13 protein-coding genes are annotated in these 19,664 nt (G+C 50.2%); 8 read left to right on the top strand and 5 right to left on the bottom strand.

Going from position 1 to position 19,664, the window contains the following annotated elements:
- Window positions 1–156 precede the first annotated feature (156 nt).
- From IC617_RS17225 to IC617_RS17195, 7 genes are all read left to right on the top strand, one after another.
- Window positions 157–2,250, top strand: coding sequence for a serine/threonine protein kinase (locus IC617_RS17225; RefSeq protein ID WP_191146231.1), 2,094 nt, complete (start codon window positions 157–159; stop codon window positions 2,248–2,250).
- Window positions 2,247–3,194: an alpha/beta fold hydrolase gene (locus tag IC617_RS17220; protein ID WP_191146230.1), complete on the top strand. Its 948-nt coding sequence runs from the start codon at window positions 2,247–2,249 to the stop codon at window positions 3,192–3,194. Before IC617_RS17225 ends, IC617_RS17220 begins: the two co-directional genes overlap by 4 nt.
- Complete coding sequence (locus IC617_RS17215) at window positions 3,194–4,339, top strand: mandelate racemase/muconate lactonizing enzyme family protein (RefSeq protein WP_191146229.1); 1,146 nt, start codon at window positions 3,194–3,196, stop codon at window positions 4,337–4,339. The genes IC617_RS17220 and IC617_RS17215 overlap by 1 nt, the downstream gene beginning before the upstream one ends.
- 2 nt (window positions 4,340–4,341) lie before the next feature.
- Window positions 4,342–6,036, top strand: a complete 1,695-nt coding sequence (locus IC617_RS17210; protein ID WP_191146228.1) for a GH3 auxin-responsive promoter family protein — start codon at window positions 4,342–4,344, stop codon at window positions 6,034–6,036.
- A complete protein-coding gene (locus IC617_RS17205; protein WP_191146227.1) occupies window positions 6,036–6,788 on the top strand; it encodes a PP2C family protein-serine/threonine phosphatase in 753 nt (250 codons plus the stop codon). The genes IC617_RS17210 and IC617_RS17205 overlap by 1 nt, the downstream gene beginning before the upstream one ends.
- 54 nt (window positions 6,789–6,842) lie before the next feature.
- Complete coding sequence (locus tag IC617_RS17200; RefSeq protein WP_191146226.1) at window positions 6,843–7,748, top strand: LysR family transcriptional regulator; 906 nt, start codon at window positions 6,843–6,845, stop codon at window positions 7,746–7,748.
- 86 nt (window positions 7,749–7,834) lie between these two features.
- Window positions 7,835–9,835, top strand: coding sequence for a sensor domain-containing diguanylate cyclase (locus tag IC617_RS17195; protein ID WP_191146225.1), 2,001 nt, complete (start codon window positions 7,835–7,837; stop codon window positions 9,833–9,835).
- A gap of 31 nt (window positions 9,836–9,866) precedes the next feature.
- Here IC617_RS17195 and IC617_RS19125 read toward each other — a convergent pair whose 3' ends face one another.
- From IC617_RS19125 to IC617_RS17175, 4 genes are all read right to left on the bottom strand, one after another.
- Window positions 9,867–10,370: an acyloxyacyl hydrolase gene (locus IC617_RS19125; protein ID WP_191146224.1), complete on the bottom strand. Its 504-nt coding sequence runs from the start codon at window positions 10,368–10,370 to the stop codon at window positions 9,867–9,869.
- A gap of 178 nt (window positions 10,371–10,548) precedes the next feature.
- On the bottom strand, window positions 10,549–13,620 hold the full coding sequence (locus tag IC617_RS17185) for an efflux RND transporter permease subunit (RefSeq protein WP_191146223.1): 3,072 nt from the start codon (window positions 13,618–13,620) through the stop codon (window positions 10,549–10,551).
- The gene (locus IC617_RS17180; RefSeq protein WP_191146222.1) at window positions 13,617–14,705 is read right to left on the bottom strand and encodes an efflux RND transporter periplasmic adaptor subunit; all 1,089 of its coding nucleotides are present in this window, start codon (window positions 14,703–14,705) and stop codon (window positions 13,617–13,619) included. Before IC617_RS17180 ends, IC617_RS17185 begins: the two co-directional genes overlap by 4 nt.
- Before the next feature lie 28 nt (window positions 14,706–14,733).
- A complete protein-coding gene (locus IC617_RS17175; protein WP_191146221.1) occupies window positions 14,734–15,837 on the bottom strand; it encodes an efflux RND transporter periplasmic adaptor subunit in 1,104 nt (367 codons plus the stop codon).
- 373 nt (window positions 15,838–16,210) lie between these two features.
- Between IC617_RS17175 and IC617_RS17170 the strand changes: the two genes are divergently transcribed.
- Entirely contained in the window at window positions 16,211–18,916 is a 2,706-nt protein-coding gene (locus tag IC617_RS17170; RefSeq protein WP_191146220.1) for a M1 family metallopeptidase, read from the top strand.
- Here IC617_RS17170 and IC617_RS17165 read toward each other — a convergent pair.
- Window positions 18,913–19,524, bottom strand: coding sequence for a fumarylacetoacetate hydrolase family protein (locus tag IC617_RS17165; RefSeq protein ID WP_191146219.1), 612 nt, complete (start codon window positions 19,522–19,524; stop codon window positions 18,913–18,915). The two genes, IC617_RS17170 and IC617_RS17165, sit on opposite strands and share 4 nt — an antisense overlap.
- Window positions 19,525–19,664 lie beyond the last annotated feature (140 nt).

Below are 19,664 nucleotides of genomic sequence, written 5' to 3'. Positions count from 1 at the left end.
TGCCGAAGAGGTCATCCATGCTTCTTCGGCACAGCAATGGCTTGCGCTACAGACGAGCATGGCACAGCGACCAAGCTGACTGCAGTAAATCTAATTAATTTATTGAAACATCAACAAATTGGCACATAATTACAGGTAACCAACTGGCCACAGCGGATGAATACTGCTTGGCATCGCCATGACGGCAGCAAGGTTGACTGTAATCATGACCATGGAGTTGCTACTTTGACCACTGACAGCGGCCAAACCCGTCTGACCTTAAGCCCCAAACGCAAAAAACGCACCCGTAGAGAAAATCTAACCTTGGTGGTTTTGGCAACCGCCCTGCTGCTGTTTGTCCTCGCTTTTGTGATTTCCAGCCACATTATTGAAGGCGTTGAAGAAAGCTACGAACATCGTTTAACTCAGCAAATTGATACCCACCAAAACATTATCCAACGCTGGTATCAAGCCGAACTAACCCATGTTGAGTTTCTCGCCGACGAGTTAGCGCTACCGACGCTGTTTAACCGCTACCTCGATAGTCAGCGTGAAGCCGATCTGGAAGCAGTTCACCAACTGCTCAAGCGTTACACCGAAAGCGTCAGCGCCATTGGCTATGCCATCGTCGACAACTCAGGCAAAGTCGTTCTCAGCTCCCACCGAGCAGCCAAAGAAAGCCAGTTAACACCAAGGATGACCTATTTCGTCCACCAAACGCTGGAAGCCGGCGTCCATATGTCGGCACTGGAAAATGCCAAACAGTTATTCCCCAAAATCGATCTGGCGGTGCCTGTCATTCTGGTAGGCATCGCACTGGAACATAACGGTCAGCAACATGTCGCTATCTCGGTATTAGATCCGGAAACAGAGCTCACCTACCTGACAGAGATCTTTGATAAAGACGACTTTACTCACAGCTATATCGTTAACCGCGATGGCGTGCTGATCTCACCCATGGCGCTGGCCGTGCCCAAAACACAGCAACAGCGCCTCGATCCAGACAATGACGATTTGCTCTTTAACTTGCGCCTAACACGTCCCAACTCAGAGCAATTAATCAAATCGGTACAAGCAGTTAGTCAGCAGCAATCGGGAGTTAATGTCGATGGCTATGAGGATTTTCGAGGTATTGAAGTCATGGGCGCTTGGGCATGGGAGCCTGCGCTTGAGATTGGCTTGATTATCGAGGTGGAGCGCGATGATGCCTTTAACCTGATGTCACCACTGGTTTACAGTCAATACGGCTTACTGGCGCTGGTCTGTCTGGCGATTGCTGGGTTATCGGTGCTGCGGTATCGAATGTCGCACATGGCCCAGCAAATCGATGATTTATCGAAACTCGGTAACTACCGCTTGCAGCACAAAATTGGTGAGGGCGGCATGGGCAGTGTCTATCAGGCCAAACATGCGCTGCTTCAACGACCGACTGCAGTGAAGCTACTGCGCCGTGAACAATCAAGCCCAGAGAACATCCAACGATTCGAGTTGGAAGTCCAGCAAACCGCCATGTTACGGCACCCGAATACCATTGAGATTTATGATTTCGGTATCACTGAAAACGGCCGCTTTTTTTATGTCATGGAGCTCCTGAACGGCTTTTCATTAGCCGATCTCATTGAACAACGCGGACCGCAGCCCGAGGCTCGGGTGATTCACATTATCCAGCAGCTGTGCCAAAGCCTCGATGAAGCCCACCGCAAAGGCCTGATCCATCGCGATATCAAACCAGCCAATATTATGCTGTGCCAATTGGGCGGCCAGGCCGATTTTGTCAAAGTGCTGGATTTCGGCTTGGTGAAGCACATTGCCAGTGAACCAGACATGGCGCTAACCCAAACCCAGTCAATTGCCGGCACCGCCGCTTATATCGCGCCAGAGCGCTTGAGCGATCCGCTCGCCGCCAGCGTTGCCGTCGATATTTACTCCATTGGGGTGGTGGCGTACAACCTGCTTACCGCCAACTCACCATTTGCCGCCGACACGCCGATGGAAATGGTGGCCAAAATGCTTAGCGAAGAGCCGGTGAAGCTATCTGCTCACTGCGATGGCGCCATCTCACCGGCATTGGAAGCGCTCATCATGGCCTGCATCAGCCGCGACCCGAAGCAGCGGCCACAGGACTGCCAGCAATTACTGCAAACCCTTTACCAACTATCTGAATCGACACCATGGTCAGCGCAAACGGCAGCTTCGTTGTGGCAGCAAGACGCCAACTTGCTGTTACCACAACAACAATCCGTCGACGTAACCGAGGAATTAACACGATGAACTACAAGCAGATCCTAGCCCTTCTAATGACTGCTTGTATTGCCGCCAGTCAGTTTGCTCGGGCCAATGATGACAGTCTTAAAGAAGAGATTTATCAGCACATTGAACAACGTTCAGAGCTGGAATACGTCACCCGTGATGGTTCCAAGTTGGGTTACTTTGCCCGCATGGCCTCGGAGCATCCAGACACAGCTTTGGTGTACTTGCACGGCATTGCCAGTCATTCAGGCTGGTTTGAGTTAACCGCCAATCGATTAGCGGCGCAAGGCCACGATGTCTACATGTTGGATCGCCGCGGCAGCGGAGTAAACCGCTCGCAACGCGGTATCACAGCAGGGCACATCGATAGTTGGCATGATTGGCTTGATGATTTAGATGACTTTATCCGCCAAATCAGACCCCAATATAGCCACATTTACCTGATCGGATTATCTTGGGGCGGCAAACTTGCCACCGCCTATGGCTTGGCCCACCCAGACAAAATTAGCGGTTTAGCTTTGGTCACCCCTGGGCTGGTGGCCGCAGTTGATTACAACGGTATCGACAAGCTCTCCATCGCGTTCTGTCATTTGTTTTGCCAACAAAGCACCTACCCTGTCCCCGTCACGCCGGCAATGTTTAGCGACAAACCGCAATGGGTAGAGTTTATCGAAGCAGATCCCCTGCGAAACCCAATGGTCACCGCCGAATTTCTCTGGCAGACCCGCCGAATGGATAAGTGGATTGCAAGCAACATCAACCAGTTGCAACGCCCCACCCTGCTATTTCTCGCTGGCCGTGATGAAATTATTGATAACGACAAAGTCACCAAACTTTTGTTCAGGGGCCAGCAAGCCACATCAGTGCAACATTACCCCAAGCAGGTCCATGCCATACAACTGGAACTGCCAAATCGACTGGCAACCGATATCAGTCAATGGCTTAGTCACAAGGAGGCACCATAATGAAGTTTCAATCAGCGGAGCTTTACGCCATCGAAATTCCCATGCTGGTGGAAGTTGAACACGCGCTGGCATCACGCAAAATCGCGCGCAATATTTTGTTGAAAATCACCACTGCAGATGGCTTAACCGGCTTCGGTGAAAGCTGCCCCCGTCACTACGTCACCGGCGAGACTTTTGAACAAGCTTGGCAAACCTTAACCGATGAGCTGTTACCCCAACTCAAAGAACTACAAGACACCAGCAGCGAGCATTTGCAAGATTGGCTAATGATGCAAACCATCAAGCTGCCACGGAACAAGCATGCGGCTTTTTGTGCCCTCGAATTAGCCTTACTCGATTTAATCGGTAAACAGCGCGAGTGTCAGGCTGCCTGTTTAATCGCCACGCCATCGAGCGATAAACAACAGTACAGCGGCGTTATTGCCGTGGGTGAGCCACAAAAAGCGGCTGCCATGGCGCAACAAATTAAACATCTGGCGGTGCCTTGTAGCAAAATTAAGCTGCATCAAGAATTGGATTTAAATATCCAGCTCCTACAAACCGTGCGCGAGGTGCTGGGCCCAGATCATGACTTACGTGGCGACGCCAACTGCGCTTGGCAAAATGCCGATGAGGCCGCAGCGCAACTCTCTGAATTAAAGCGATTTGGTTTAAACAGCATCGAACAACCGCTGGCCAGCGACGATCTTGATGGCTTAGCGGCGCTCACTAAAGCAGCGATTACGCCGGTGATGGTTGATGAGTCCATTTGTTCGCTGGCCGATGCCGAAACCCTGATTGACCGTCACGCTTGCGACCTATTTAACATTCGCATCTCAAAATGTGGTGGCTTAGGGAACAGCCATCGTATTGCACAAATGGCCGCCGAACATGGTATTCGCTGCCAACTTGGTGCTCAGGTTGGCGAAACCAGTTGTTTATCTGCCGCCGGATTAGCGCTGGCAACCATTACCCCAACACTCAGGTGGCGCGAAGGTTGTTTCGGCACCCTACTCCTTGCCCATGATATTTTTCTACCGCCACTGATGATCGGACCGCAAGCTCTGGTCGAGCCGCTCAGCGGCCATGGTTTGGGCATCAACATATCGCCACAGCAGCTGAGCCAATGCCAGCAACAACATTGGCAACTCAACCTGGAGGATTAATCATGCTGGGTTTACTGATTCATTTTATTGCCAGCCGCTCGGCTAAACGCTTTGAGCACACCACCCTCAATGCGGAACAAACTCAGCGCAATTTGCTGATGACGATTTTAGAACGCAACAAAGATACGGAGTACGGCAAAAAATACGACTTTGCGGCCATTAAAAGCCCAGAGCAATACCGCCAAACCGTGCCATTGGTCAGTTACAATGACATTCAGCCATACATCGACCGCATGTGTAACGGCGAACCAAACCAGCTGGTCGCTGAGCAGCCCATTATGTTCGCCCAGACCAGCGGCACCACCGGCAAAGCCAAATTCATTCCGTTTACACCAAGCTGTGGTCGCACGGCCAGCAAAGACATGATGCGCAGCTGGATGTATCACGCCAAGCTCGCCCATCCCGGCTTATATGGCGGAAAAATTGTGTCATTGGTGTCGCCTGCAATTGAAGGTGAGACCGAGTGCGGACTGCCCTATGGCGCTACCTCCGGCCATATCTACAAACAAATGCCCGGCATCGTTCAGAAAATTTATGCGGTGCCTTATCCGGTATTCGAGATCGAAGATTACGAAGCCAAATATTATGCTTTGATGAGAATCGCGCTGGCAGAAAAAGTCGGCTTATTGGCCACGGCAAACCCATCGTCTATTTTGAAAATGTGCGAAAAAGCAGACGAATACGCCACCATTCTGATCAACGATGTGAAAGACGGCACCTTATCCAATCAGTTCAACATCGAGCCTCATATTCGTCAGGCTTTGGAAGCCAAACTAAAGCCTGCTCCGGCCCGAGCCAAGCAGCTAAAAGCCTGCTATGAGCGTCGCAATGGTCATTTGCTACCGGGGGATTACTGGCCAGAGCTGGCTCTAATTGGCTGTTGGAAAGGTGGCACCGTTGGTCACTACATCGACAAATTTGACACTTGGTTCAACCCCGACGGCAATAAGCCGGTGGCAACTCGAGACTGGGGATTTTTATCAAGTGAAGCGCGCTGCTCAGTACCGTTAAGTGATGAAGGTGCGGCAGGGCCATTGGCGCTTGATGTCAATTATTATGAGTTTGTTGATGCCGACGAAGTCACACAAAACCCCAATGACCCAACGGCCTGGCAATACAAAACCGTCACCGAACTTGAAGATGGTGGCGAATATTACATCTTCCTCACCACCACAGGTGGCCTCTATCGCTATGACATTAACGATGTGATTACGGTCAAAGGCTTTTACAACCAAGCGCCGAAGATTCAATTTCTCCGCAAAGGCCGCGGCATGACCAACATCACCGGCGAAAAACTCAGTGTTAATCAGGTGATTGATGGCATTCAAAAAGCCAGTGAAAAAAGCGGCGTGCTAGCCGCCCACTTTAAGGCCGAAGCAGCATCTGAACAAAGCCGCTATGTGTTGCGCTTGGAGCCTGTTGGCCACTATCCAGACCAGCAATTGTCCAGCTTTTTGCAAGCGTTTGATGAAGCGCTGCAACAAATTAATATCGAGTACAAGAGTAAGCGTGAATCGCAACGCTTAGCACCGCCACAGCTTCATGTCATGCGCGACGGCTGGTATGAGCGTGCTCGCAAAGATATGGTGTCTGAGGGCAAGCGGATGTTTCAGGCTAAAACTGAGTTGCTCAGTCCTATGAAAGCGGCGACATCAGTGATCAAACCGGAACTTGTTAAAGTCATCGAGCTTGATTAATGAGCGATGGACTGGTGCACTGGCAAAGCACTGGTGGCGACCTCGACATCATCGGGGTTAGCCATCAAGGCTTGCGCCGAGGCAATAACGAGGACAACTTTGCTGCGGCGGCCGATCAGGGCATTGTCTTGGTGGCCGATGGCATTGGTGGCAACAACGCTGGCGAAATGGCTGCTGCTATTGCCATTCAGCAAATCTACCGAGCCCTGAACGAGCAAAACGGTGGCGCAGACGCGATTGCCGGCGCTCATCAACACATTTGTTATCACGCTCAACACAATGTCAGACTGAAGAACATGGGCGCCACTGTCGTCAGTGCGGCGCTGCAAGCCAGTCAATTTACTGTGCACTGGCTCGGCGACAGCAGGGCTTATCTATTACCTCACGACCAAACCCAACTGACCCAGCTCACCACCGATCACACCTTATCCGAACAGTTGCGCCAGCAAGGGCAACCATTAAATGACGCCGCCAGCCGTCAATACAGCCATGTCTTGACGACAGCGCTTGGCGCTAGCCAATTTCAACCGGATCATATCGAACAGGTCAGCCATCGCTGGCAGCCGGGCGACCTACTGTTGCTCTGTTCCGATGGTTTATCGGACATGGTATCGCGCAATCAAATGGCCACTCTACTACTCACCGCGCCATCGCTAAGGCTTGCCGTTGAGCGATTGCTATCGGCAGCATTAGCCGCCGGCGGTCATGACAATGTCACCATTGTGGTGGCGCGAAACAACGGCAGACAATAGCCAATCCTGTACCATACTTATGATTCATTCACATGATGAATAGTAAGTCGCTCGATGTCGTTAAACCTAGAAGATGCTCGATTGTTTATGGCCGTGGTTGATGCTGGCAGCATTACTGCCGCCGCAGAAGCGCTCGACATGCCACAGCCGACAATCAGCCGGCGAATTAAAAACCTTGAGCAACACTTGGGATTGCGACTGTTTGAGCGCGCCGGACGCTCAATTAAACTATCGAACTTTGGCCATCAATTTCTGAATCATTGCCAACGCATTCATAACGCCGTTACGGACGCCGAATCCTTTGCCGAAAACAGCAAAAACAAACCGTCCGGTAGCCTTGAAATCGAAGCGCCATATCTTGCCATCGAAATGATGCTCGAACATCTGGTGCCCCAGTTTGCTCGTCAATACCCAGACATTCAGCTGACCTTCACCACCATCACCGCTGAGCATCATAAAATGCCGATGCGCGGCGATTTACGCCTGAGCGCCATCGAGCTTGCCGATGAGCAGCTCATCTGCCGCCCCTGCTATAGCTACGATTTCTGTTTCTTTGCTGCGCCCCAATTCATCGCCCAATATGGCATGCCCAATCATCCTACTGATCTGGTGAATTACCCCTGTATTGGCTTTCCGCCGCAGTATCGAGATTTGGTTGACTGGCATTATCAAGAGTCAGGTCAAGAGCACTCCATTGCAATTAAGCCATCCTTGACTGTCGATCATGTGTCGTTAATGACCTTACCTGCGGTTGCAGGTCTTGGTGTGATCATGTCGACCATGCCAATCTTATCGAGACAACTGAAAAGTGGCGCATTGGTGCCGTTGTTTGATGGCAAGTACGGCTTTAACCGCACACTTCACATCTGCTATCGCTCCCGAACCATGCAGCCGCTGCGAGAAAAAGTTTTTATCGACGCCTTACTGATGCATATCGCCGAGGAAACATTCACCAAATGAATAAACACTTGCGCTGAGCATTATTTATCCAACCGTTTGCTGTCTGGATAATGCCAAGCTAATTTCGTCACTCAGTTGGAATCAGCATGAATTCAGTTCATCGCAAGCACAATGAAGCCATGCTGCCATTTTGCAGTAGCCTCAAACCCAGACTTTGGCCAATTGCCACCGCAATATTCACGGTGTTAGCCTTGCTACTACTGGCAAATATCCAGTACCAGCGCCAACAATTATTCGACCAACAAACCATGGCTATTTCGAATAATGCCAAGGTTACCCATCGATTACTGGGCCAATTGTTTTTTGACCAGTTATCGCATTTGGAAAACACCACCCGCCTGCTAGCGAGCCAAGATTACCTGCAACAGTTCGCCGGTATGGGGCAAAACCAACAGCGCACAAAGCTCAAGCAAGAAATCGAATCCATGTGGATTCAACAAACACAAGTGTGGGAAAAGTTTCGTCAGGTGCGCTTTATTGACTTGGCCGGTCACGAAGTGATCCGAGTGAATTACGATCCGGCAACAGATACCTCATCGGTCGCTGAAAAGCTGCAATTTAAAGGTAGGCGCCACTACTTTCTCAATGCAGCCATGTTAACCAATGACCAAGTTGGCTTGACCATCTTCGACTTAGAGCAAGAGCATAATGATTACGTGAAGCCCTATTTAATCGCCGCTCGATTCATTACCCCAGTGCTCAATAATGAAGGTGTCAGAGCCGGTTATTTGGTGGTCAACCTCAATATTGCCGAGTTGTTGAATGAGTTTCGTCATCACCAAAGTATGACAGGGCTGAAACTCGATATTTTATCGACGTCCGGCCATTACATTTACACCGCACAACCGGAATTATCATTTGGCCATATTTTGCCAGAGCGCGCCCATTGGTCGCTGGAGCAAACGAATCCGGCACTTTGGCAAACGGTCACAGCCGAATCGAGTAACGGATTTTATTCTGGAGAGAATTTACACGCGGCCTTCTCTCCCTTACTCATTCAGCCGGACGAGAACACCAAAGTTAATCAGCGCGAATTTATCCTGCTGACTCGTTTTGATGATGATTTTGTCATGCAAGCGATAGCCCCTTCGCTGATTAAACTTAACGCCAACAGCTTCGCCACCTTGATCGTCATTTTTATCGTTAGCTTGCTGGCCGCAATCTTAGTGCAAAAAGCATGGACGGTAAAAAATGCTAAGCGCTTGATGCTGCACGCAGCCAACGGCATGGCCGCTGCGGTAATGACCGATGGCACCCATCAGATCATTGCCGTCAACCAGATGTTTACATCACTACTGGGCTACAAAGCAGACGAAGTGATTGGCAAGAAGCCGATGATGTTCCGCTCAGGCCTGCAAAGCGCTGATAGCCTGCAAGCGATGAAAAATCAGTTGGCTACCAAGGGACACTGGCGCGGAGAGCTGACCTATCGGGCGAAGTCAGGACAATTACTGACAACTATGCAGGAAATCACCGCGATCTACTGGAATTCAAGGTCAAAATCACCGGATTACTACATCGCAAGTTTCGTGGATATTTCGGCGCAAAAACGCTTAGAGCAGCAATTACGATTGCAGTCGGTGACCGATCCCTTGACCGGTGCATTTAACCGCCGACGTTTTGACGATGAGTTCTCTCGGTTATTGCAAAACAGTCTGCGTTACCCAAATAGCTCGTTCACCTTAGCCTTGGTCGATTTAGATCATTTTAAGAAAATCAATGATACCCATGGTCACGATATTGGTGACTCGGTACTAATCGAATTTGTCAGCGTGGTATCACAAGTACTGAGAAATACTGACTTCTTGGGGCGAATTGGCGGCGAGGAGTTTGGCGTATTGCTGCCATTTACTGATGCCGAAGGGGCGCAGATTGTCATGGAGCGGGTGCGAGAAGCGGTCGAACAAACCATCGCTAGCCCATCGGTCACTTGTAGTGTTGGCCTAGTTCAGCACACTGAGCAATTGTCAGTTAAAGACATTTACCAAGCGGCTGATGAGGCTCTGTATCAAGCCAAGGCGACAGGGCGAAACAAAGTGGTGGTCCACCAATATATCGCAGAACCACGTCAGGCTCAGCTAGGCTGAGCCTAACCAATAGAACAAGCAAAGGCTGGCGCTATAAGCGCCAGTTATAGGTCAAGGTCAACGTCTCAGTGCCGGGGTTACGATCGCCAATGCTGGCGTTTGAAATGTGGCCAAATTCGAGACGCCAGAAACCGTCTGATTTTGAGCCGTAATTGACAAAAATACGCGAATAGAACTCTAAATGATGGCCTAAAAAGTCATTGTCACTGTGATAACCAACCACGTTACCAGAGCCCCAATCCCAGCGCTCGGCCAATTCAAATTCCTTTAACCAGCCACCGGCGAAATAATACTCCCCATCTTCGCTCAGCATCGCCAACACGGTTGGCCGAATTCCCCACAATGGCTCAAATTCAGCAAATTCATAAGCGGACTGGGCATAGTAAATGTCCATGTTATCCAGCGCTTCCCAAATACCACCACCAACGGCGAACCGAGCTTGTTCGGACTCTGCCACCGGCACTTGCTGCTCAGCAGCATTTACTTCAACACTTACCAAGCCAACTGCGGCAATTGCCGCTAAAAAACAACGCACGAAACATTCTCCATGTTTACTAATAATGATCAAACCATACAAAAACTAGACCATTTACAGAAGCTTGTATACGACTAATGCCAATCCTTGTGGCCCCAACAAAAAAAGCCAGCGTTTTGCTACGCTGGCTTTGTTCAATAGGATGGACCCAGGCTATGGCTGAATCGCCCTTAACTGACTATTTCATACTATCAAGAGAGCGATATTTGAAGCCATGGAACACCACATACAAGACTGGCACCACAACGAGTGTCAACACAGTGGCAAAACCTAAACCAAACATAATGGTCACGGCCATATCGACAAAGAATGCATCCCCAAGCAGAGGAATCATGCCGAGAATCGTGGTAATCGCCGCCATTGATACCGGACGTACACGACTGACACCAGAATCAAACACAGCTTGATACGGCTCTTTACCCTCTTTAATTTCCAAGTTGATCTGATCCAACAGCACAATACCGTTTTTCAACAACATGCCAATCAGGCTGAGCGCGCCGAGCAAGGCCATAAAGCCAAAGGCGGCATCGAGCACCAACAAACCAAAGGTGATACCGACCACAGCCATTGGCACACAACACCAAATGACTAACGGCTGTTTCACCGAATTAAACAGGAAGATCGTGATCAGGAACATGATCAACAAACCGCCTGGCAATGAGCCGAACACGGCAACCGACGCATCATTAGAGGCCTCGTACTCGCCGCCCCATTCCAGCGAATAGCCTTTCGGAAGAGGAATCGCCTCAATCTGTGGGCGTACTCGCTCAAATACTTGAGCTGCTGTTTCAACACCCAACACATCGTGGTCGGCAATCACAGTCAACGTCCGCTTACGATCAAGGCGCTGGATCACAGCATCTTCCCATGCCAGATCATAATTTGGCGCCACCTGCTTAATCGGAATGTACTGGCTTTGCACCGGACTCCAAACCTGCAAACCATCGTATGATGAGCTATCGGCACGTTCCTCTTCCGGCAACCGCACAACGATTGGCAGCAAATCAGTACCATCACGATACAGCCCAACGGTTGAGCCCGAATAGGACATCTCCAAGGTACTATCCAAATCAGCGCGGCTGATACCGGCACGACGTCCTAGCGATTCGTCGTAAATTGGACGGATCAACTTGGAGCGTTCACGCCAATCATCACGAATATTGGTTGCCACCGGATCGTCACGCAAAATTTGCTTAGCCTGCTCGGACAGATCTCGCAATACATCCGGATCTGGACCAGAGAATCGCGCTTCAATTTTGCCCGACGGTGAAGGTCCAATTTCAAGATTACGCAGCTTGATTTGCGCTTGCGGGAAATCTTGTGCAAAGGTATCGCGCAAACGCTGCATCATCGGATGCATTTGCTCCGCTGAATTGACGTTCACCAACAACTGGGCATAAGCCGGATAGGTTTTCTCTGGCTCATAAGTGAGCATGAAACGTTGTGCGCCAGCGCCGATGGTTGTGGTCACTTGCTTCACTTCTTCTTGCTGCAGTACCCACTTTTCCATCTCATCGACAACTTCGCTGGTGTAGCGAATATCACTGCCCTGCGGCAACCAAACATCCGCAAGAAAGATTGGCGTTGTTGCTGGCGGGAAGAATGCCTGACGCACTTTAGTAAAGCCATACAACGACACCACCAGCAACGCAATACAAATGCCAATGGTGGCCCATTTAAACCGCATCGCGGTGTCGAGGAGCTTTTTGTAGCCAACAAAGATAATGCCTTTGTAGGGGTCTTCCAATTCCGCATCCGGATCGTGTTTCTGCTCTTTAAAGAACAAATCAGCAAAGAATGGCGTAATGGAAATCGCAGTAAACCAAGACATCAACAAGGAGATCAGCAGTACCCAGAACAAGCTGCCAGCAAACTCACCGGTCGAATCTTCTGACAAACCAATCGGAGCGAAAGCAACGATGGCAATCACAGTCGCACCAAGCAATGGCCACATGGTTTGCTTAACAATGGCGGCAGCGGCTTTGACTTTCGACATACCGCGCTGCATACCAATCAAAATCCCCTCAACCACCACAATGGCATTATCGACCAACATCCCCAGTGCGATAATCAAAGCGCCAAGCGAAATACGTTGAAGGTCAATGCCCATTTGCGCCATGAAGATAAAGCTGCCGATACAGGTCAGCGCCAGAATCAAACCGATTAGCAAGCCACTCTTTACACCCATAAAGAACAGCAGAACCACCACCACGATAACAACAGCTGCCACTAGGTTGAGAATGAAGCCTTGCACCGAAACCTCAACCGAACCAGGCTGGTCGTAGATATGAACCACTTCCATACCCAGCGGTTTGGTGTATTCCAGCTCATCCATCCGCTCTTTCACCAACTTACCGACATCTACCACATTGACCCCAGAGGCAAACGAAATACCCATGGTAATCGCTTGCTGGTTGTTAAAGTTGTAGAGGTTGGATGGCACTTCTTGGTAGCCGCGATAGACATCGGCAACGTCGCGCAAGTAAACCAGCTTATCGGAACCAGCACCGGCAATAATTAGATTCTCTAACTCAGAGACATCCATGAATTCACCGGTTGAGTAAATTCGAATGTACTCATCATCGTGACGGAACGCTCCCGCTGGCGCCACCGCATTTTGCTGATTCAACAAGGCATAAATGGTATCGGGTGATATCCCAAGCGCCGATAATTTCTTATAGGAAATCTCAATAAACACCTGCTCAGATAACACCCCAGCCAAGTTAATCTTGCCAACCCCAGGGATCACCTCTAATTCACGTTTAACAAAATCAACGTAATCGTTCAGCTCTTTATAGGAATACCCTTTGCCCGTAAAGGCCAGCAGCACACCAAATACATCACCGAAGTCATCGTTAACCAAAGGGGTTGACGCGCCGGGAGGCAACTGGGCAGCTACATCACCGACTTTGCGTCGCAATTCATCCCAAATTTGCGGTAACGCATGCTTGTCGTACTTATTCTGCATGGTGACCGTAATCTGCGACAAGCCAGCCGTCGAAATCGATTTAATTTCATCGATATAGGACAACTGGGTAATGGCAAGCTCGAGCTTGTAGGTGACCTCTTCTTCAACCTGCTGCGGCGAAGCGCCAGGATATGAAGTAATGACGACAGCATCTTTAATGGTGTATTCCGGATCTTCCAGCTGGCCCAAACCGGTAAACGCAACCGCACCACCGAGCCCCAAAATCAGGGTAACCAACCAGCTGATAATTTTATTTTTGACAAAGTACTCAGCAATGCTCATCCGTTAATCTCCCTGGTTTTCACCACATTGACCGGCGCACCGTCAAACAGTCCCTGGCCATAAACAACAATGACGTCACCTGGTGCGATACCCGATTTTATTTCAACGCCGTATTCAGATAATTGCTGAACTTCTACCGCTTGTTTCACCACTGAATCCCCAGTGTCAGAGAGTTTCCAAATAAATGAGTTATGGCCGTCAAGACTCTTTGCCGGTTCGAACTGCACCGCTGAGCTTGGCAGCACCAGACCGGAAAACGCGTCACGAGATATTTTGTTCATGTCGACGCTAACCACAGCGCTCATCCCCGGCAGGATGGCGACTTGCTGAGGCCGTTCCATGCGCAAGGTTGCTTTATAGGTTTTACTAACCTCGTCTTTTTCCGATTCAACTTCATAACGAGAGGCATAAAATTCACCATTAATGCCTTCAATGGTGACTTTGTGCTTTATCTTATTGTCCGCCGAACGTGGGCTAGCAACGGCTAACAAATGCTCCGCTACATCAACCACTACATCGAGTGTTGCAACGCTATCGAGCACCACAATGGGCTCACCAATTTGGACGTTTTCGAAATTATCCACCGGTACCGAACCAATAATGCCGTCTTTGGGCGCTCTGAGTTCAGTAAAGCCCAATCGAGTTTTAGCAATATTGAGTTCGGCTTGAGCAATTTGATATTCAGCCTTTAAAGTATCGTGCTCAGAGGCTGAAATAGAGCCGCTTTTCAACAAAGAAGCGGCGCGTTCAAAATTCAACTTAGCCAAGTCATAGGTTGCTTTGGCATCTTCAACTGCGCGGATGAAATCAGCGGGGTCAACTTTGGCTAACAGATCGCCCTTGGCAACCCGCATACCACCTTTTGCTGGCAACTCAATTAGCTCACCGGACACCCGAAAGGCTAAGTCGCTCTGATCACTGGCTTGCACCACCGCGGGAAAATCACGCATGGTGCCAAAAATATCATCGGATATTTTCGCCACTTCAATCGAGGCCGGCGGCTTTGCCGGCGCTGCGGGTTTGCTACAGGCAGTTAACGCAAAGGCAGAGCAAAGCCCGATCGCAACCGCTACACGGTAATTCATAGTTGGCTTCATGTGTTTAGCCTCCGCCTTAAATGCCGCGCTCGCGAATCCACTCGCGAACCACCATATTTTCAGAAATCTCGTTTACGCCAGTCGTCGCGATCTGGTCACCCGCAGCCAAGTTGCCAGAAATACGCAGGCCTCGACGAGCTTTGCCCAACACATCGACCCTAACGGCCTCGGCGGTCATGGTGTCAGCGGCAATGCGCCAGACCTGGGCCGAGCCATCCTCTGCGCGGAGTATTGCCGTTTCAGGCACCACGTAATATTTGACCTGCAGTGGGTCTAAAGGAGACATGTCGATATTCACTTGCGCCGTCATGCCGGTCGTGACATTAAATTCCTGCGGAGTCGGCAAGGTTAGCGTCACTTTGTAACTAAGGGTTTGAGGATCGGCTTCGGTTTCCACCTCTTTGACCACAGCGTTAAAGCGATAACTTGGCTGAGCGACAAACTGAACTTGCGCTTGCAAGTTCAACATAAAATCACGGGTCAACTGAGTAACGATATGCTGCGGGATTTGGATATGGACATCGATCATGCCTTCGGACTGGACGCTGACAATGGGCGCTTTCGCTTGCACATAATCCCAGTTTTCTACTGCTGTTCGAGACACGATGCCATCAAACGGTGCGCGCAAATAGGTATAACCGACGTTTGCTTCCGCTTGTTCATAGATGGCTTGAGTACGGCTTAACTGAGCACGATTTTCATCGTGCATGCGCTGGCTGACTAACTGATCTTTGACCAGTCGTTCGGTCCGAGCGAATTGGACTTGAGCCAACTCATACTGAGCAAGCGCTTTGTCGCGCGTGAGTTCATACTCAATGGGATCGAGCCGAGCGAGCAAATCGCCTTGTTTCACTTCTTGGCCAGCAATTGCTGGCATTTCCATTAATTGCCCAGGAACCCGAAATGCCAGTGTCGTTCTGTTACTGGATTCCGCTTGCCCCTGAAATGTTCGAATGCTGCGTTCGCCGGGAGCACCGAGGCGCATGATTTTAACTGGGCGTATCACCTCCGCCTCTACGCTCGCCTCATCAGCGCTGGCGTGAACCAAAGGTAAGTGGGTAGTCAAAGCCACAGTCGCACCTGTCACCAGACCTGTCCAGATCTTGCGAAATTGCGTCATATTAAAAGCCTGCCTTTTTAGTAATAAATTCCGTTGACTTAAAAAAGATAGTGGAAACTTAACGATCTGCTAACTATCTAGCCGTTATAACAAAAATATTTTTTATATCCGCATCCCACCATAAAATCAGCAGCCAGCCTGTTGCAAGGGCTACATGCTTAAATGATGAAAAACAGAGCATTGTCAGATTGATAGAAATAGTTCAGCAACAACGCCGCAAACAACGAAAAATGCCGTTAACCGCGAGCTAACATGGCGATGAATACATTTCCTTGACGCCAACTGTTAAATCCTTGTGACTGTTAACATATTCGCATCGCGCCTTGTCCAGTAGAATCAACTTGTTACCCGCTATTGCATTCGAGACCGCCCGATGAATAAAATCATTGTCGCCATTGTTGCTATTGCCGTTGCCATCATCATTACTCTGTTCATGCTCCATGTTGATTTTTCGGAGGATTCGAACGGTCAGTCGGCATGGTTACCACGTGCCCCCTTACCAGTTCCAACGGGTCAACTGGGCACGGCTGTTGTGCCGCTTCACTACCACCTTGATCTGACTTTGCTTCCGGAGCAGTCGAGCTTTAGCGGCACCACTCAAATCGACCTAAGTGTTAACCAGCCAACGGATACCTTTTTTATTCATGGCAAAGGATTACGAGTCAGCAGCAGTGAACTGCTCACCGCACAACACACATTAACCGCGAACTATGAGCAAGTTGATGGCAGCGGAGTGGTGAAAATTTCGCTACCGCGAGTTGTCTCAGGCAATGCCAGTCTCACAATTAAATACGAGGCTGATTACAGTACATCGCTCGACTCTATCTATAAAGTGGAGGAAAGCGGCCAGCACTACGTGTTCAGCCAGATGGAGGCAATTTCTGCCCGGATGTCGATTCCATCGTTTGATGAACCCTTGTTCAAAACGCCATTTGATATCAGCGTGACCACCGAGGCCAACAATTCGGTGATCAGCAATACCCCAGAAATCAGTGCCGAAAAACTGCCCAACGGCCTGATCAAACACACCTTTGCCACCACTAAACCTTTACCCACTTATTTGCTTGCCTTTGCGGTGGGCGAATTTGATGTCATTGAATGGCCAGCAATCCCGCCCAACGACTTGCGTGCCGAGGCGATTCCGCTGCGTGGTATTGCCGCCAAAGGCAAAGGCGAGCAGCTCTTGTTTGCATTGGACAATACCCAAGCCATCTTAGAGGCGCTGGAATCCTACTTTGGTTTACCTTACCCGTATCAAAAGCTCGATCTCATTGCCGCCCCCGATTTCGCCTTTGGCGCTATGGAGAATGCCGGCGCCATTGTCTACCGCGAGACCTTATTGCTGCTCGACGACCAGGCGCCAGTCTCGCAACTGCGCGCCTACGGGGTGGTTCATGCCCATGAGTTGGGCCATCAATGGTTTGGTAATCTAGTCACGCCGAAATGGTGGGATGACATTTGGCTCAATGAAGCTTTCGCAACCTGGGTTGCCTACAAAGCTGCGCACCAATGGCGGCCGGACTTAGAGTTTGATCGGACCTTAACCATGCGCGCTCATGGCGCCATGGCCGTCGATGCTCGGTCTTCGGCGCGACAGATCCGCAACCCCATCGCCACCAATGATGACATCATGAATGCGTTTGACGGCATTACCTACCGCAAAGGTGGCGGCGTGCTGCAAATGTTTGAGAGCTACCTTGGCGAGCACCGTTTTCGTGATGGCGTTCGCTTACATATGAAGCGCCATGCTTGGGGCAATGCGGATATCAACGACTTTCTGCAGTCGCTGGCAGATGGTTCGGGGACGCCTGAGGTTATTCCTGCGTTCAAGAGCTTCCTCTATCAATCTGGCGTTCCCACTGTTTCAGTGAACCAGCAATGCGACACATCGATCGACAAATTATTGCTGCAGCAATCCCGCTACGTGCCCATGGGGATCACCGAAGGTGACCCACAACAATGGCAAATTCCGTTTTGTTTTCGTAGCCAAGATGGCAAACAGTGCCTGATGTTAGCGCAGCCCAAATATCGGCAAGACTGGCGCTGTCAGGAATGGCTGATGCCCAATGCCGAAGCCGCGGGTTACTATCGTTGGCAATTGGATGATGACGGCTGGCAAACGTTGTTCGAACAAGCCGAACAGCTATCCGCGTCGGAATTAATTAGCCTTGGCGACAACTTATTTGCCGCCTATCTAGAAGGAGCGGTGTCATCAGAGCGACTGCTCGCCGGTTATCAGGTACTGAGTGCATCCGATTACTGGGATGTGGCGGCCATGCCACTGTCACAATTACAGCGGCTGCAACACCGCTTGCTCAACAACCAAGCGCCAACCGAATTCACTCAGCGGGTCGCCCGCTACTATCAACCGCATTTCAACACGTTGGGCTTTGATGCCAACACCCGCGCTGATTTAGAAAACCCCAATGCCACCGCGCTACTGCGTCACAGTGTGATCGATGCCTTGGCCTTGACGGCCAAAGATCCGGCGATTCGTTCAGCGCTCAAGCGACGTTTGAATGATTACCTTGGCAGCCGGCCCTACAACACCCGAGCGCTTGATCCAAACCTGGTCGGGATCGCCATGATTGCCGCAGTCCAAGATAGTGATGAAACTTACATCTGGGAATTAAAGGAACTTGGCTTAACCTCAACCAATGGCTTGCTCCGACAGCAAGTATTCACTGCTTTAGGGCAAATTGACGATCGCCTACTGGGCCAACTGTTAGTCGAGGAGCTGCTGTTATCAACCGAGGTGCGCTCTAACGAGGCGCAACAATTGCTCGCTTCATTCATCCAGAACCCAGTATTACAAGACTTTACTTGGCAATGGTTGAAAGACAATCTTGACGCCATGCTGCTGCGCTACAGTTCGTTTAGCATTGCTCGTATCGTCAGTGTTGCGGCGCCATTTTGCAGCACCGAGCAACGGGACGATATGAGCGCATTTTTCAGTGCCAATCAGGACAAAATATCCGGTGCCCCGCGGCAAATTGCAGAGACCGCAGAAATCATTGACCAATGCGTGGCATTACGAGCGAATAAAGCCGATGAGTTTATCGACGCGCTCAGTCGCTAAAGCGCTTGCCAGCTTTGGCTGAGCAGTAGCGCATCGTTAGCAAAGAGTTTGACCACAAAGGTTTGACCCGGTTGGATCTGGCCAACCCCTTTAGGGGTACCGGTCATCACCACGTCGCCATCGAGTAACGTCGTGAATTGGTTCAGTTCGGCCAAAATGGCGGCTGGTGGATACATCATCAATTGCTGTTGACCATGCTGCCGAAGCGCACCATCGACCCACAGTTCAAATCGCAACGATGCCAGCTCCTGATCAATCACACGGAACGGACTAAGCACAACGGCGCCATCAAATGCTTTCGCCCGCTCCCACGGCAGACCTTTGGCTTTAAGCTGGCTTTGTAACATGCGTTTGGTTAAATCCAAGCCAACACCGGCGGCAAAGTATCGGCCGTCTTTCACCAATAGGCACAGCTCCGCTTCATAATGCAGTGGTTCGCCATGACTGGCCAGCAAGGTGTCACTCAATGCCGAGTTGGGCTTATTAAACACCACCATCTGCTCGGGTATTTCATTGCCCAGCTCTTCGATATGTTCAACATAGTTACGTCCCACACAAACAATTTTGCTCGGCGTAAACCACTGATCATCGACTTGTACTTGCCTCATGGGTTTGCTTATCTCATCGGCTCAAACAAAAAAGCCAGCTTAACGCCTGTCTCTTATACACAAATCCCCGCTAAGCAATTGGCGGGGATTTTTTTGAACTTTTTCCGTGAACTTCGATCTGATCTCCACATTACTTTTTT

The sequence above is a fragment of the Neiella litorisoli genome (assembly GCF_014773395.1).
Taxonomy (GTDB): Bacteria; Pseudomonadota; Gammaproteobacteria; order Enterobacterales; family Neiellaceae; genus Neiella; species Neiella litorisoli.
The sequence above is the reverse complement of the archived record's forward strand: the minus strand, read 5'-3'. Positions and strand labels throughout refer to the sequence as shown.

What these genes read in the sequence shown, in the direction of transcription:
- IC617_RS17200 (WP_191146226.1), top strand. Translation starts at nt 6,843, where the DNA reads ATGTCGTTAAACCTAGAAGATGCTCGATTGTTTATGGCCGTGGTTGAT.
- IC617_RS17180 (WP_191146222.1), bottom strand. Translation starts at nt 14,705, where the DNA reads ATGAATTACCGTGTAGCGGTTGCGATCGGGCTTTGCTCTGCCTTTGCG.
- IC617_RS17175 (WP_191146221.1), bottom strand. Translation starts at nt 15,837, where the DNA reads ATGACGCAATTTCGCAAGATCTGGACAGGTCTGGTGACAGGTGCGACT.
- IC617_RS17215 (WP_191146229.1), top strand. Translation starts at nt 3,194, where the DNA reads ATGAAGTTTCAATCAGCGGAGCTTTACGCCATCGAAATTCCCATGCTG.
- IC617_RS17205 (WP_191146227.1), top strand. Translation starts at nt 6,036, where the DNA reads ATGAGCGATGGACTGGTGCACTGGCAAAGCACTGGTGGCGACCTCGAC.
- IC617_RS17220 (WP_191146230.1), top strand. Translation starts at nt 2,247, where the DNA reads ATGAACTACAAGCAGATCCTAGCCCTTCTAATGACTGCTTGTATTGCC.
- IC617_RS17210 (WP_191146228.1), top strand. Translation starts at nt 4,342, where the DNA reads ATGCTGGGTTTACTGATTCATTTTATTGCCAGCCGCTCGGCTAAACGC.
- IC617_RS17185 (WP_191146223.1), bottom strand. Translation starts at nt 13,620, where the DNA reads ATGAGCATTGCTGAGTACTTTGTCAAAAATAAAATTATCAGCTGGTTG.
- IC617_RS17165 (WP_191146219.1), bottom strand. Translation starts at nt 19,524, where the DNA reads ATGAGGCAAGTACAAGTCGATGATCAGTGGTTTACGCCGAGCAAAATT.
- IC617_RS17170 (WP_191146220.1), top strand. Translation starts at nt 16,211, where the DNA reads ATGAATAAAATCATTGTCGCCATTGTTGCTATTGCCGTTGCCATCATC.
- IC617_RS17195 (WP_191146225.1), top strand. Translation starts at nt 7,835, where the DNA reads ATGAATTCAGTTCATCGCAAGCACAATGAAGCCATGCTGCCATTTTGC.
- IC617_RS17225 (WP_191146231.1), top strand. Translation starts at nt 157, where the DNA reads ATGAATACTGCTTGGCATCGCCATGACGGCAGCAAGGTTGACTGTAAT.